At 71.8% G+C, this 13090-nt stretch carries 14 protein-coding genes; 6 read left to right on the top strand and 8 right to left on the bottom strand.

Annotated elements, in window-relative coordinates; translation table 11 throughout:
• Window positions 1-137 precede the first annotated feature (137 nt).
• A complete protein-coding gene (locus tag KBY19_RS17145; RefSeq protein WP_185018200.1) occupies window positions 138-2396 on the top strand; it encodes a bifunctional diguanylate cyclase/phosphodiesterase in 2259 nt (752 codons plus the stop codon).
• 92 nt (window positions 2397-2488) lie between these two features.
• Here KBY19_RS17145 and KBY19_RS17140 read toward each other — a convergent pair whose 3' ends face one another.
• Genes KBY19_RS17140 through KBY19_RS17120 form a run of 5 tightly spaced genes read right to left on the bottom strand, consistent with a single transcriptional unit; the run spans window position 2489 to window position 6386 of the window.
• Complete coding sequence (locus tag KBY19_RS17140; RefSeq protein WP_210966082.1) at window positions 2489-3547, bottom strand: serine hydrolase; 1059 nt, start codon at window positions 3545-3547, stop codon at window positions 2489-2491.
• Entirely contained in the window at window positions 3544-4473 is a 930-nt protein-coding gene (locus KBY19_RS17135; RefSeq protein ID WP_185018201.1) for a hypothetical protein, read from the bottom strand. The genes KBY19_RS17140 and KBY19_RS17135 overlap by 4 nt, the downstream gene beginning before the upstream one ends.
• The gene (locus KBY19_RS17130) at window positions 4470-5489 is read right to left on the bottom strand and encodes a hypothetical protein (RefSeq protein ID WP_210966081.1); all 1020 of its coding nucleotides are present in this window, start codon (window positions 5487-5489) and stop codon (window positions 4470-4472) included. Before KBY19_RS17130 ends, KBY19_RS17135 begins: the two co-directional genes overlap by 4 nt.
• Entirely contained in the window at window positions 5486-6190 is a 705-nt protein-coding gene (locus KBY19_RS17125) for a hypothetical protein (RefSeq protein ID WP_247691062.1), read from the bottom strand. Before KBY19_RS17125 ends, KBY19_RS17130 begins: the two co-directional genes overlap by 4 nt.
• A gap of 10 nt (window positions 6191-6200) precedes the next feature.
• Complete coding sequence (locus KBY19_RS17120) at window positions 6201-6386, bottom strand: hypothetical protein (RefSeq protein WP_180289768.1); 186 nt, start codon at window positions 6384-6386, stop codon at window positions 6201-6203.
• A gap of 240 nt (window positions 6387-6626) precedes the next feature.
• Between KBY19_RS17120 and gatC the strand changes: the two genes are divergently transcribed.
• Genes gatC through gatB form a run of 4 tightly spaced genes read left to right on the top strand, consistent with a single transcriptional unit; the run spans window position 6627 to window position 10208 of the window.
• Complete coding sequence (gatC, locus tag KBY19_RS17115; protein WP_099884473.1) at window positions 6627-6926, top strand: Asp-tRNA(Asn)/Glu-tRNA(Gln) amidotransferase subunit GatC; 300 nt, start codon at window positions 6627-6629, stop codon at window positions 6924-6926.
• 5 nt (window positions 6927-6931) lie between these two features.
• Window positions 6932-8428, top strand: coding sequence for an Asp-tRNA(Asn)/Glu-tRNA(Gln) amidotransferase subunit GatA (gatA, locus tag KBY19_RS17110; protein ID WP_099884475.1), 1497 nt, complete (start codon window positions 6932-6934; stop codon window positions 8426-8428).
• Complete coding sequence (locus KBY19_RS17105) at window positions 8425-8667, top strand: hypothetical protein (RefSeq protein WP_099884477.1); 243 nt, start codon at window positions 8425-8427, stop codon at window positions 8665-8667. The genes gatA and KBY19_RS17105 overlap by 4 nt, the downstream gene beginning before the upstream one ends.
• A gap of 32 nt (window positions 8668-8699) precedes the next feature.
• Window positions 8700-10208 (top strand): Asp-tRNA(Asn)/Glu-tRNA(Gln) amidotransferase subunit GatB, encoded by a 1509-nt coding sequence (gatB, locus tag KBY19_RS17100; RefSeq protein ID WP_210966080.1) that lies wholly within the window; start codon window positions 8700-8702, stop codon window positions 10206-10208.
• 199 nt (window positions 10209-10407) lie between these two features.
• On the opposite strand, the gene KBY19_RS17095 is transcribed toward gatB, so the two are convergent.
• Complete coding sequence (locus KBY19_RS17095; RefSeq protein ID WP_210966079.1) at window positions 10408-11373, bottom strand: MBL fold metallo-hydrolase; 966 nt, start codon at window positions 11371-11373, stop codon at window positions 10408-10410.
• A gap of 105 nt (window positions 11374-11478) precedes the next feature.
• On the opposite strand from KBY19_RS17095, the gene KBY19_RS17090 reads away from it, so the two are divergent.
• A complete protein-coding gene (locus KBY19_RS17090; protein WP_210966078.1) occupies window positions 11479-11913 on the top strand; it encodes a DoxX family protein in 435 nt (144 codons plus the stop codon).
• Between the two features lie 12 nt (window positions 11914-11925).
• Here the strand turns inward: KBY19_RS17090 and KBY19_RS17085 are convergent, their stop codons facing one another.
• Window positions 11926-12120, bottom strand: coding sequence for a DUF397 domain-containing protein (locus tag KBY19_RS17085; RefSeq protein WP_210966077.1), 195 nt, complete (start codon window positions 12118-12120; stop codon window positions 11926-11928).
• Window positions 12117-12995 carry a helix-turn-helix transcriptional regulator gene (locus tag KBY19_RS17080; RefSeq protein WP_210966076.1) on the bottom strand — a complete coding sequence of 293 codons (879 nt, stop codon included), beginning with the start codon at window positions 12993-12995 and terminating at the stop codon, window positions 12117-12119. Before KBY19_RS17080 ends, KBY19_RS17085 begins: the two co-directional genes overlap by 4 nt.
• Between the last annotated feature and the right edge of the window lie 95 nt (window positions 12996-13090).

Here is a 13090-nt window from a genome sequence, read left to right as displayed (position 1 = left end):
AGTTGGGCACGATCGGCATAGACGCATTCAGGGCAACAGCGGCCGATCGCTGCCCCTCCGCCCAGGCAGCGGCCTACTGTTGACATGGACGCCTGTCGTGGCGAGGGCAGGCGTGGACGGCTGCGAGAGGGACCAGGATGCTGGATTTCTCCGGGGGATCCAGGCCCCCGTTCTCCCGCCTGCCCTCGGACGGCACCCGGGGCGGGGTTGGGCGAGACGCCAGGGCGGGCAGGTCCGGGGGCAGGGTGGCGAGCAGGGGCGCTCGTGCGCCCGGCGGCGGGGGCACCGGCAGCGGGCCCGGCGACGGGGCGGGCGGCGGCGGATCCGGCGGGACCGAAGAAACCCACTGGCTCCACCGGCTGGTCGCGCTGCGCCCGCCGCTGCTGCCCGTGCTGGCCGTGGCCGCCGCCGCGCTGGCGCTGGCCGCAGGTATCGCTCGGGTGCTGTCGCGGGGCCACGCGCTCTTCCCCGGTGGCGCGGCCGGCTGGTCGTTCGCGCTCCTCACCGGCTGCGTGGTGGCGCACCTGGTCACCATGAGCCGGGACCGGTGGTGGGGCGGCACGGGCTCGGGGCCCGCGCTCACGCTGGCGATCCTGCTGCTGCACGGCTGGGTGCCCGCGCTGCTCGTCAGCCTTGCCGTCGTCGTCCTGGTCGGTGCGGCCCGCCGGACCAAGTGGCGGCAGGCATGCGTGCACGGCGCCGTCGACATCCTCGGTATCGGCGCCGCCGGGCTGGCTCTCACGCTGTGCGGCGTGCACCCGTCGGTCGAGCACCCGTGGCGGCCCGACACCTGGTCGGCGGCGGCAGCCGCGGCCGTGCCCTTGGCGGCCGCCGTCTATCTGCTGGTGACCCGGGCGCTCCAGTGGTTCTGCTTCGCCCCGCGCACCCGTGGGCTGCCCTCCGCGCTGCGCACCGCGCTGGTCCGGCAGGGGCTGGTGGCCGTGGCGCTGTTGGGCATCGCGCCGCTCATCGTCGTCGTCGCCGTCCACAAGCCGCCGCTGCTCCCGCTGTTCGCGATTCCGCTGATCGCGCTCGACTCCACACTGCGCATCGCCCGCGCCCGTGCCGAGGAACAGCTGCGGGACCCGCTGACCGGGCTGCCCAACCGGCTGTGGCTGCTGGAGCGCGCCTGGGCGGCGCTGGACGAGGCCGAACGCACCTCGACCCGCTCCGCGCTGGTCCTGATCGACCTCGACCGGTTCCGCTCCGTCAACGACACCCTCGGCCACCTGGCAGGCGACCGGCTGCTGCTCCAGATCGCCGAGCGGCTGCGGGCCGCACTGCCGCGCGGCGCCGAGGCGGCCCGGCTCGGCGGGGACGAGTTCGCCGTGCTGCTGCCCGTCGCCGACTCCACGACCAGCGCCCAGCGGATCGCGCGCAGCCTGGTCTCCGCGCTCAGCTCCCCGCTCGACCTGGACGGGCTGACGCTGGTGCTGGAGGCCAGCGCGGGCGTCGCCGTCTTCCCCGAGCACGCCACCGAGGCCGAGGGGCTGCTGCGCCGGGCCGATGTGGCCATGTACGAGGCCAAGCGCGACCGCACGGCCGTGGAGGTCTATGAGGCCACCCGGGACGGCAACACCCCCGACCGCCTCGGGCTGCTGGCCGACCTGCGGCGCGCGCTCGACGCGGGCGAGGTCGAGCTGCACTACCAGCCGAAGGTCGGCTTCGACGGCACCGTCTCCGGGCTGGAGGCGCTGGTGCGGTGGGCGCACCCCGAGCGGGGCCGGGTGCCCCCGGACGAGTTCATCGCCATCGCCGAGACCTCCGGACTGATGCCGCGGCTGACCGAGTACGTGCTGGAGACCGCACTCGCCCAGGTGGCCGTCTGGCGTTCGGGCGGGCTGACGGTGCCGGTCGCCGTCAACGTCTCGCCGCGCGATGTCCACTCGCCCGGCTTCGCAGGCGCCGTTGCCGCCCGGCTGGCCCGGCACGGGGTGCCGCCCGGCGCGCTGCAGCTGGAGATCACCGAGCATGTGCTGCTGGAGGACCCGCAGCAGGCCGCCGACACCCTGGCCGGGCTGACCGGGCACGGCGTCAAGATGTCGCTGGACGACTTCGGGACGGGCTACTCCTCGCTGGTCCACCTGCGGCGGCTCCCGGTGAGCGAGCTGAAGATCGACCGGTCGTTCGTGGCGCGGCTGGCGGTGGACACCGAGGACGCGGAGATCGTGCGGTGCACCGTCGACCTCGCGCACTCGCTGGGGCTGCTGGTGGTCGCCGAGGGCGTCGAGGACGACGAGACGTGGGAGCGGTTGCGGGACCTGGGGTGCGACGCGGTGCAGGGCTGGCTGGTGGCCGCGGCCATGCCGCCCGGCGAGACGACCGCGTGGCTGCGGGCGCGGGAGGTGCCGGCGGCCCGCTCCGTATCGTCCGGGCCGCCCGCCCGGACCCCGTAGCGTCCCCGCGCCCCGAAGAGGCGCGGGCCGCCCGCAGCCTGCGGACGGCGGTGAGGGGCAGCCCCTTCTCAGCACACGAGAGGGGGCACCGTTCAGCGGTCCTCCTCAGCCAACGCGTACAGCAACTCATACGCGACCGGCACCAGTCGGCAGGCCCGGGACCAGCGGGTGGCCACCGCCGCGACGCCGACGCCGGATGCCGGGTGGTATCCGGCAAAGGCCTGCTGCCCGAACGTCGCGCCGGCGTGGAAGAGGATCGGCCCGCCCGGCGCCGGGTGCTGGAACCAGGTGAGGGTGTGTGTCTCGCCACGTCTGCCGCCGCGGTGCAGTTGCGGCACCTGCACCTCGTTCAGCGGCCCGCTCAGCGGGGTGCCCGCGGGGTGCAGATGGGCCTCCAGATAGCTGAGCATGTCGTGCGGAGTGGCTCGGACGGCCCCGGCGGCGGCGAACGCGCCCATGTCGGTGGGGGGAAGCGGGGTGCGGCCGTTCGCGCGGTGCCCCACGGCGTCCGCACCCACCGGGCCCGGCCCCAGCGTGGTGCCGGTCAGCCCGAGGGGCCGCAGCACCCGGGTGCCCAGCAGCGCCGGATAGGCGGCCGAGCCCGCCCGGGCCAGCGCGGAGCCCAGCAGCGCGACGCCGAAGTTGGAGTAGTTCCAGCGGCGCCCCGCCGGGTGCCGGGGCCGGGTGGTGGCGAAGGCACGGAGCAGGCGCTCGGTGTCGTAACGGGCGTAGCCGCTGTGGCGCGGACGCAGCAGCGCCCCGGGGATCAGGTCGCGCGGAATCCGGGGCAGCCCCGAGGTGTGGGTGGCCAGATGGCGCAGTGCGATGCGGCCGGAGGCCGGGTGCGGCAGTCCCAGCGTGCGCGGCAGATGGGCGGTCAGCCGGTCGTCCTGGGTCAGCAGCCCCTCGGCGGCCAGTGCGGCCATCAGCAGCACGGTGAACGTCTTGGACAGCGAGCCCAACTCGTAGCGCAGCGCCTCGCGAGGGGTCGCGGGCTCGGGTGCCCGGCCACCGGTCACCACGGTGCGCCTGCCGCCGCGGGTGACGCCGAGCACCACGTCGGGCGCTTCGATGCGGGCCGCCTCCAGGGTGATCCGGTCCCGCAGCGCCGCCTCGGAGCCGGACGTCCGCACCGGCAGCAGCGTCTTCATACGCCGCCCGCCGACAGCGAGCGGGAGGTGGCCATGGCCGATGCGAACGCGGCGACCAGCGTGGGATGGTGCACGATGTCGAAGACGTCGGACGGGTCGCCCTGGGGCATCCGGCCGTGCACCGGCACCGCCCCGGACTCGGTCTGCGCCGCCGCGTACCGCTCCCACAGCTGCCCGTCCAGCCCGGGGCGCGGCAGACAGGCGTCGACGATGAGGAGCTCGCCCAGCAGGTCCCAGTGTTCGAGTTCGGCCCAGTCCGCCGCCCAGGCCGGCAGATACAGCTCCAGGTACTCGGCGAGCGGCGTGGGGATGCCCTCCGGGTTCTCGCCCCAGTTGGTGAGGTGGAAGACCGTGTGCGTGATGTCGTAGGCGATGTGCAGATGCACCGTCCACGGCTCGGGGCGTCGGCCGAGCCAGGTGGCTGCGAGCGCCTCGGCGAAGTCGCCGCTGGGTGTCAGACCCATCCTGCGCTCCGCGTTGAGGACGCCCAGCCGGCGTGTCGGGGCCATTTCCAGCGCCTGCCAGGTGGCGGTGCGCCGGGGTGTCTCCAGCGCGGCCTCCAGGCCGGGGTGCCGGTAGCCCAGTTCGTGGAAGACCGCGTAGATCTCCAGGGACACGGGCGAGAAGGGCTCGTTGTGCTGGTGCATGGCCAGCACGCCGCCGCCGTCCAGCAACTCCCGCCAGGCGAAGTCCAGCAGCGATCCGGCACGTGCGCGCTGTCTGCTGCCCGCCACTCCTTCGCGGAAGAGCATCCGCATGTTGATCGCCAGTTCGCCGATCGGCTTGAGGCGTTCGACCAGCGCGTCTCCCCGCGCCAGGTCCGTCTCGGTCAGCCGGAAGTGGTCGCGGTGGGCGTCGAGCCAGCTCAGCGCGCGGTCGCCGACGGTGTGCAGCAGCGCGGGGGGAGCGGGAGTCGTCACGGTCATCCGGTGGCCTCGCTCTCGGGGTTCGCACTCGCACTCGCGTTCGCGGTCGCGCTCGTGTTCGTCGCCGCGTTCGCGCTGCGAGCCAGGGTGCCGGCGAAGGCCAGCACCAGGGTGGAGTGGTAGCAGGCGAAGAAGACATCGCCGGCGCCGGTGCCGGGCGGGGGCGGATCGCCCTGCTCGGGGAGGGCGCCGTCCGCCGTCCTGGCCCCGGCCAGCCGCTGCCAGGCCACCGGGTCGAACGGAGCGTCGGGCAGGCAGGCGGTCACGGCCAGCAGCTCGCCCACCAGGTCCCACACCCGCTCGTCCAGCCAGCTGTCCACCCACGCCGGCAGCCACAGCCGCAGATACTCCGCCGACGCAGGGGAGAGCCGGGCCCGGTCGCGGCCCCAGTCGGTGAGGTGGAAGACGTCGTGGGTGAGGCCGTAGGCGGTCCTGCACTCCAGCAGCCAGGGCTCCGGCAGCCTGCCCAGCCCGGTGTGGGCCAGCACCGCGTCGAAGTCGGCGTGCGGCGGCAGCCCGATCCGGGTCTCGGCGTTGAGCACGGACAGCGTCCGGGTGTGGTCCTCGCGCGCCACCCGCCAGCCGCGCAGCGCGGTCGTGGTCCGCACCAGTGCGTCGACGGCGGTGTTGCGCAGCCCGGCCCGGGCGAAGACGCCGTACAGCTCCACGGGGTAGGCGGCCTGCGGCTCGCCCCTGATCAGCTCGGTGAACAGGTCCCCCTCGCGGGTCTCCTCCCAGGCGTGGGAGAACAGCCGTTCCGCTTGGGCGCGCAGGGCGGGCAGCGGATGGCAGGCCGCGATCAGCGCCGACAGTTCGGCGAGTTCGCCGAGCGGTTTGAGGGTCAGGTTCGGGTCGGCGGTGGTGGAGGCGTCCGGGGGCAGGCGGAAGCGCTCGCGGTTGCGCTCCACCCAGCCCAGGGCCTCGCGCACCAGGGCGTCGAGGAGTTCCGCGTCCGCGTCCCCTCCTGCCCCGGCTGTCGGACGCCGCTGTGGGACCGCCTGGCGCGCGGTGGTCACCGGCCCCGTCCGAAGAAGCGCTGGGCGGCGGTGACGTGGACGGCGACCCGGGGGTCGTCGCTCATCTGCCGTACGAAGCGCAGTCCGCTGTCCAGCCCGAGGGTGGGCGGCGTCTGCGGCAGTCTGGCCAGCCACCGGCCCAGTCCGGCCGACTGGTGCCAGTCGCGGCGGCGCACCGCGCGGACGAAGCCGCGGGCCAGGTCCTCGGTGCGGCCGGCCAGCCGGTCGGTGAGGTCGAGGGCGAGTCCGGGCAGCGCCAGCGACGCCAGCTGGGAGACCCGGTGGGACAGCCGGGGCCAGGGTTCGGTGTCGAGCCAGTCGTCCCCCGGCTCGGCCGGGGACGGCCAGCGCGTGGTGTGGGCGGGCAGGAACGCGCGGGAGGCTTCCACCAGTCCGTGGTAGCTCCAGGCCGAAACCGCCGAGGTGTCACCGGTGGGCGGGAACGCGGAGAGGGCTTCGCGCACCATGGCCGCGTCCGCGTTCCCCGCGCCGTCGGCGCCGGGGTGGCCGTCCAGCGCGTACGGGGCGAGCGCGTCGGCGCCCAGCACCCGTACCGCGGCGGGTGCCAGGGCGTCCTCCTGCCGCAGGATCCTCGAGAGCGCATAGGGATCGCCCTCGCCGCGGAGGGCAAGGGCGATCTCGGATGCGGCATCAGCGATGACCGCGCTCAAGGCGGCTGCTCCCTGTGCCTGATCCGTCAAGACGGCCCCCTTACTTGGTGTCCGTCTTGGGGCGGGGGGTCGGAGGCGCCGCGAGCAGCAGGCCGAGCAGCAGGACCGCGCCCGCGCACTCGCGGGAGTCGCGGAAGACGCCGTCCGGCTCGGGGGCGCTCATCAGGTCTTCCACTTCGGCGGCCAGCGCCGAGGTGTCGGGCTGGACAGTGCGATCCATAGGCATACGATCACTCCTTTTCCTCTCGGGAACAGCCTCCATCGTGAGTGTCTACCCATAAGTGCGCAATTCGGGGCCTCCTGGGCAGGAGGCAACGCCTCTCACCAGGCGCGACGCGCCCGTCCCGGCGCAAACGGCGGTGTGTCCGGGGTCGGGGGACCCGGGCGCGAAAGCCGGTCCCGGGCAGTCGGAGGCGCCCCATAGGATTGGGGCGGACCATTCGACACTCACCCAGAGGACCGCTGCATGCCTGGCATCTCGCGCGAGGAGGTCGCCCACCTCGCGAAGCTGGCGCGCCTGGAGCTGAAGGACGAAGAGCTCGATCACTTCGCCGGACAGCTCGACGACATCATCGGCGCGGTAGCCGCCGTCTCCGAGGTCGCCGACGACGCTGACGTACCGCCGACCTCCCACCCGCTCCCGCTCACCAACGTCATGCGGCCGGACGAGGTCCGTGCGTCGCTGACCCCGCAGCAGGCGCTCTCCGGCGCCCCGGCGCAGGAGCAGCAGCGTTTCAAGGTGCCGCAGATCCTGGGAGAGGAGTGACCGGGATGGCCGGCGAACTGATCAAGCTGACCGCCGCCGAGCTGGCGGCGAAGATCGCAAGCGGTGAGGTCACCGCCGTCGAGGCGGCCGAGGCCCACCTGGCCCGGATCGAGGCCGTGGACGAGAAGGTCAACGCCTTCCTCCACGTCGACCGCGAGGGGGCGCTCGCGCAGGCCCGCGAGGTCGACGCCAAGCGGGAGCGCGGCGAGAAGCTGGGCCCGCTGGCGGGCGTACCGCTCGCGCTCAAGGACCTGTTCACCACCGAGGGCGTGCCGACCACCGCGGGGTCGAAGATCCTGGAGGGCTGGATCCCGCCGTACGACGCGACGGTCACCAAGCGCCTCAAGGACGCCGACGTCGTGCTGCTCGGCAAGACCAACATGGACGAGTTCGCCATGGGGTCCTCCACCGAGAACAGCGCGTACGGACCGACGGCCAACCCCTGGGACCTGACCCGGATCCCGGGCGGCTCCGGCGGTGGCTCGGCTGCCTCGCTCGCCGCGCACATGGCACCGCTGGCCATCGGTACGGACACCGGCGGCTCGATCCGCCAGCCGGCCGCGGTCACCGGCACGGTCGGTGTGAAGCCGACGTACGGCGGCGTCTCCCGCTACGGCATGATCGCCTTCTCCTCCTCCCTGGACCAGGGCGGACCGTGTGCCCGCACGGTGCTGGACACGGCGCTGCTGCACAGCGTCATCGCGGGCCACGACGAGAAGGACTCGACGTCCATCGCCCAGCCGGTGCCCGACATCGTGGCGGCGGCCCGCAACGGCTCCGCCGAGGGGATGCGCGTCGGCGTCGTGCAGGAGTTCCGCGGCGAGGGCTACCAGCCCGGGGTGATGCAGCGCTTCGACGAGTCGGTGGAGCTGCTGCGCGAGCTGGGCGCCGAGATCGTGGAGCTGTCCTGCCCGTCGTTCACCAAGGCGCTGGCGGCCTACTACCTGATCGCCCCGTCCGAGTGCTCCTCGAACCTGGCCCGGTTCGACGCCATGCGCTACGGCATGCGCGTCGGGGACGACGGCACCCACTCGGCCGAGGAGGTCACGGCACTGACCCGCGAGGCCGGCTTCGGCGACGAGGTCAAGCGCCGCGTCATGCTCGGCACCTACGCGCTCAGCTCGGGCTACTACGACGCCTACTACGGCTCGGCGCAGAAGGTCCGTACCCTGATCACCCGGGACTTCGAGAAGGCGTTCGAGCAGGTGGACGTGGTGGTCTCGCCGACGACGCCCACCACCGCCTTCCCGATCGGCGAGCGCGTCGACGACCCGATGGCGATGTACCTCGCCGACGTATGCACACTCCCGTCCAACCTGGCGGGCAACTCCGCCATGTCCATCCCGTGCGGGCTCGCGCCGGAGGACGGGCTCCCGGTGGGGCTGCAGATCGTCGCCCCCGCCATGGCCGATGACAGGCTCTACCGTGTCGGTGCGGCTCTGGAAGCCGCCTTCCAGGCACGTTGGGGTCACCCGCTGCTAGAGGAGGCACCGTCGCTGTGAGTTCGAAGCTGCAGAAGGCCAAGGGGTTCAAGAAGTCCAGGACCGGGCTCTACTTCTCGATCGCCACGTCGCTCATCGGCGTCCCCGGCACCGTCAAGCGCGCCAAGGAGGCCAAGAAGGAAGGGGACACGCTGCAGCTGATCGATGTGGCGGTCTCCGCGGCAGGCATCGTCACGGGTGTGGTGCTGCTCGTACGCGAGCTGCGGCGCCTGGACAGCGACGACATCCTCTCCGACTGACGCGGGGCAGAGGGCAGAAAGGTAAGTTTTCCGTGACCGTCACCGAACTGGTGTCGTACGACGAGGCGCTGGCCTCCTACGACCCCGTGATGGGCCTCGAGGTCCACGTCGAGCTCGGCACCAGGACCAAGATGTTCTGCGGCTGCTCGACCGAGCTGGGCGCCGAGGCCAACAGCCAGGTCTGCCCGACCTGTCTGGGCCTGCCCGGCGCGCTGCCCGTCGTCAACAAGGCGGGCGTGGAGTCCGCCATCCGTATCGGCCTCGCGCTCAACTGCCGGATCGCCGACTGGTGCCGCTTCGCCCGGAAGAACTACTTCTATCCGGACATGCCGAAGAACTTCCAGACCTCCCAGTACGACGAGCCGATCGCCTTCGACGGCTATCTGGACGTCCAGCTGGAGGACGGCGAGGTCTTCCGCGTCGAGATCGAGCGCGCGCATATGGAGGAGGACACCGGCAAGTCCACCCACGTGGGTGGGGCGACCGGGCGTATCCACGGCGCCTCGCACTCGCTGCTGGACTACAACCGCGCCGGCATCCCGCTCATCGAGATCGTCACCAAGCCCATCGTGGGCGCCGGTGAGCGGGCCCCCGAGGTCGCCAAGGCGTACGTCGCCGAGCTGCGCGAGCTCATCAAGGCGCTCGGCGTCTCCGAGGCCCGGATGGAGATGGGCCAGATGCGCTGCGACGTCAACCTCTCGCTGCGCCCCCAGGGCACCGAGAAGTTCGGCACCCGCAGCGAGACGAAGAACGTCAACTCGCTGCGCAGCGTCGAGCGTGCGGCCCGGTTCGAGATCCAGCGGCACGCCGCCGTGCTCTCGTCCGGCGGCACGATCATCCAGGAGACCCGGCACTTCCATGAGGACGACGGCTCCACCACCTCGGGCCGGGTCAAGGAGGAGGCGGAGGACTACCGCTACTTCCCCGAGCCCGACCTGGTGCCCGTCGCGCCCTCGCGCGAGTGGGTCGAGGAGCTGCGCGGCACGCTGCCGGAGCTGCCCCGGGTGCGGCGGATGCGGCTGCGCGAGGAGTGGGGCATCTCCGAGCACGAGATGCAGTCGGTGCTCAACGCGGGTGCGGTCGACCCGATCGTGGCCACCGTGGACGCGGGCGCGCCCGCCGACCAGGCACGCAAGTGGTGGATGGGCGAGCTGGCCCGCCGTGCCAACGAGGACGGCGTCGAGCTGACCGCGCTGCCCATCACCCCCGAGCAGGTCGCCCGGATCTGCGCGCTGGTCGCCGAGGGCTCGCTGAACGACAAGCTCGCCCGGCAGACCATCGAGGGTGTGCTGGCCGGTGAGGGCGGCCCGGACGAGATCGTCGAGAAGCGCGGCCTCAAGATCGTCTCCGACGAGGGCGCGCTCGGTACGGCCGTGGACGAGGCCATCGCCGGCAACCCGGGCATCGCCGAGAAGGTGCGCGGCGGCAAGATCCAGGCTGCCGGTGCGCTGGTCGGCGCCGTCATGAAGGCCACCAGGGGTCAGGCGGACGCGGGCCGCGCCCGCCAGATGATCCTGGAGAAGCTGGGTGTGGAGGGCTGACGCCACGTTTGTGACGCCACGTTTGTTGACGCCGCCTTTGTGACGCCGCCTTTGTGAAGCGGCCGCTGAGGGGCGGGGCACCAGGGCTGGGTGTCCCGCCCCTTGTCGTGCGGAACTGCGCGCTCGGCGCCCATGCGGGGGTGGTCTGTCCCGCCGCGCCGGTGGTCCAGTTTCGTCACCGGTCTGGCCGGTTACGAAATCAACTGCCTGCGGCGAACGCCGCCATCTCGGGCAGCACGGCGGCTATCGGTTCGGGGTCCGCACCGTCCAGGTGGCGGTACTCGGTCCCGATGGTCACCACCAGCCGCTCGGGCAGCCCCAGTTCGGGCCAGCGGCCCTCCCCGACCATCGCGTGGGCGGCCTCGACGGCGGACATGCCGCGCGCGTGCAGGGCGTGCGCCCGCTCTCGCACATGTCCGAGGTAGTCGATGTGGGAGCGCAGCCCCGCCCGGTCGAGCACCGGCCCATGACCCGGGACGATGGTCTCGGCCCCGCTGTGCAGCACCGCCTCGCACGCCCCGATGATGTTCTCCAGCGGCCCCGCCCAGTGCACCGCGTGGTCGCCGGGCTCCTCGGGCGTCGAGGCGAAGACGATGTCGCCGGTGAACACGGTGCCGTGGTCGGGCAGATGGACGACGAGGTCACCCGTGGTGTGCGCGGACGGCAGACTGGTCAGCAGCACGGGATGCCCGCCCACTGTCAGTTCCAGCTCGCCCTCGAACACGGTCGTCGGCGCGACGACGTGCGTCCGGGACCAGTCGAAGTGCCCGAAGTGCGTGGCGAGATACCTGCCGACCGGTGACCCGGCCCCCGCCCCCTCGATCATCTCCCGCATCTGCTGCGGGCTCGGCTCGATCTCGATGTGGTGCCGCGCCTCCCGCGTGGTGATCACCTCGGCCCCGGGCACGACATCGGCGCCCCACAGATGGTCCCCGTTGGCGTGCGTCACGACGATCCGCGCTATCTCACCACCGCCCAGCACTTCCCGGGACGCCGCGAGGAACGCCTCGGCCATTGGCCGGTCGTACGGCGTATCGATCCACAGCCCCTCTCCGTCGTTCCCCACCAGCAACCCGCAGTTGGCCAGCCCCCATCCCCGCCGCGGCGGCTTCCAAAGATGGAGACCGTCACCGAGTGCGCGAAGGGAGGAGGGAGAGAGCGCCATGCGTTCGATTATCCAGTGCGGAGTTCGGTCAGCACCGATGAGTTCCTGCGCCGAGGGCGGTCTGTCCTAGCAAGAGCCGCATCACACCCCATGAAGGAGACCGCGATGACCGAGACCTGTGCCGCCGCGCCCGTTGCCGCCGCAGGAGAGGGCACCCGCAGCCGCCGCAGCGAGATCGCGGCGAAGGTCCTCACCGTGCTGCTCGCCCTCTTCCTCGGTGTGGCCAGCGGAGCGCCCAAGCTGTTCCGGGCCGAGGCCGCCGTGGAGCCCTTCGACAAGATCGGCTGGGGCGACTGGTTCATGTACACCGTCGGCTCGCTGGAGGTGCTGGGGGCCGTCGCCCTGCTGGTCCCGATCCTCTCCGGGGCCGCCGCGCTGGCCTTCATCGGACTGATGGCCGGCGCCACCGTCTTCAACCTGACCGTGCTCGAAGCCCCTGAGGCCGTGATCACGACCGTCCTCCTGAGCGTCGTGCTCGCCTACATCGCCCGGTCCCGCCGCGCCCACACCGCCCAACTTCTCCGCCGTCTGCGCCGGTGACTCCGTCAGGCCCTACCTGATGTGACCGACGAACCGTGCCCACGCCTCGTACCCGAACACGAGCGTGGGCCGGTCCGCGTCCAGCCGCTGTTTGGTGTCCCGTACGGGGACGGTGCGGGGGAGGTTGGTGGCGACCTCGACGCACTCCTCCCGGTCGTCGCTGTAGGTGCTGGTGCGCCAGGCGGGTGCGGGGGCGAGTTGGGTCATGATCGGTACTCCTGTGCTACTCGATGGACCAAGGCGAGGGAAGCCTCGGACGACAGGGCGCAGTTCCGGGCGTCGGCGAAGACTTCCTGGAAGGCGTGGACGTCTTCATCGCGCTCGCGCAGCATGTTGCCCACCGGACTTTCATGCAGCGCGACTACTATGCCCGACTCTTCACTCAGCGTCAGGATGAGGAATGAGCCCAGCAAGCAAGGATGTGGGCCGCTGGTGAAAGGCAACACCTGAACCGTGACATTCGGCTGGTCGGTGGCGAGTTGTTCGATGTGTTCCAACTGGCGTGCCATGGTGGCCTTGCTGGCGACCTGTTGATGCAACGCGGCTTCTGAGATCACGGCGCAGAAGGTGACCGGTGAGTCTGGATCGGTGAGGCGACGCTGCCGAATGGCTCGCACCTCCACGAATTGGTCGAGCATTTGCGGGCTGCGCTTCGTCCGTGGAGTGTCGGCCACGGCGCGGGCGTACTCCCTGGTTTGAAGCAACCCCGGGATGAGCCCCAGGTGCGCCGTGTCGATCTGTTCGGCAAGTGACTCGGTGGCGATGTAGTCGCGGTAGGTGGGGGTCAGCACGCCGGCGTACTCGTCCCACCAACGCTGCTCCCGCTTCGGATGGGCGGTCCTGGCAAGCGTGCTCAGGCGCCGGTGGGTTCCCGCGTCCGAGATGCCGTACGCCTGGAGCAGGGCAGTCACATCAGGAGTGCGGATCAGAACCCGCCCGTTCTCCATCCGACTGATCTTTCCTTTGGTGCAGTCCAGCGCCTCCGCTGCCTGCGTGGTGGAGAGCCCTGCTGACTCGCGGTGCTGCCGCAGTTCGATACCGAGACGGCGGGCGAGCGCGGTGGAGGGTCGGTCCATGGCCATGAACCTGCTTGTAGCAGACGAGAGTTCGCGGCAGCCACTCGATTCCTCGGAAGAGTGAAATTCTATCCGGATTCAACTCGAAACGTTGCGAGCGT

The organism is Streptomyces sp. B15, assembly GCF_018070605.1.
Classification (GTDB): domain Bacteria; phylum Actinomycetota; class Actinomycetes; order Streptomycetales; family Streptomycetaceae; genus Streptomyces; species Streptomyces smyrnaeus.
The sequence above is the reverse complement of the archived record's forward strand: the minus strand, read 5'-3'. Positions and strand labels throughout refer to the sequence as shown.

Bases quoted from the DNA above. Each gene is read 5' to 3' on its own strand.
- gatC (WP_099884473.1), top strand. From the start codon at position 6,627: ATGCCTGGCATCTCGCGCGAGGAGGTCGCCCACCTCGCGAAGCTGGCG.
- KBY19_RS17080 (WP_210966076.1), bottom strand. From the start codon at position 12,995: ATGGCCATGGACCGACCCTCCACCGCGCTCGCCCGCCGTCTCGGTATC.
- KBY19_RS17085 (WP_210966077.1), bottom strand. From the start codon at position 12,120: ATGACCCAACTCGCCCCCGCACCCGCCTGGCGCACCAGCACCTACAGC.
- KBY19_RS17140 (WP_210966082.1), bottom strand. From the start codon at position 3,547: ATGAAGACGCTGCTGCCGGTGCGGACGTCCGGCTCCGAGGCGGCGCTG.
- KBY19_RS17095 (WP_210966079.1), bottom strand. From the start codon at position 11,373: ATGGCGCTCTCTCCCTCCTCCCTTCGCGCACTCGGTGACGGTCTCCAT.
- KBY19_RS17135 (WP_185018201.1), bottom strand. From the start codon at position 4,473: ATGACCGTGACGACTCCCGCTCCCCCCGCGCTGCTGCACACCGTCGGC.
- KBY19_RS17145 (WP_185018200.1), top strand. From the start codon at position 138: ATGCTGGATTTCTCCGGGGGATCCAGGCCCCCGTTCTCCCGCCTGCCC.
- KBY19_RS17090 (WP_210966078.1), top strand. From the start codon at position 11,479: ATGACCGAGACCTGTGCCGCCGCGCCCGTTGCCGCCGCAGGAGAGGGC.
- gatA (WP_099884475.1), top strand. From the start codon at position 6,932: ATGGCCGGCGAACTGATCAAGCTGACCGCCGCCGAGCTGGCGGCGAAG.
- KBY19_RS17120 (WP_180289768.1), bottom strand. From the start codon at position 6,386: ATGCCTATGGATCGCACTGTCCAGCCCGACACCTCGGCGCTGGCCGCC.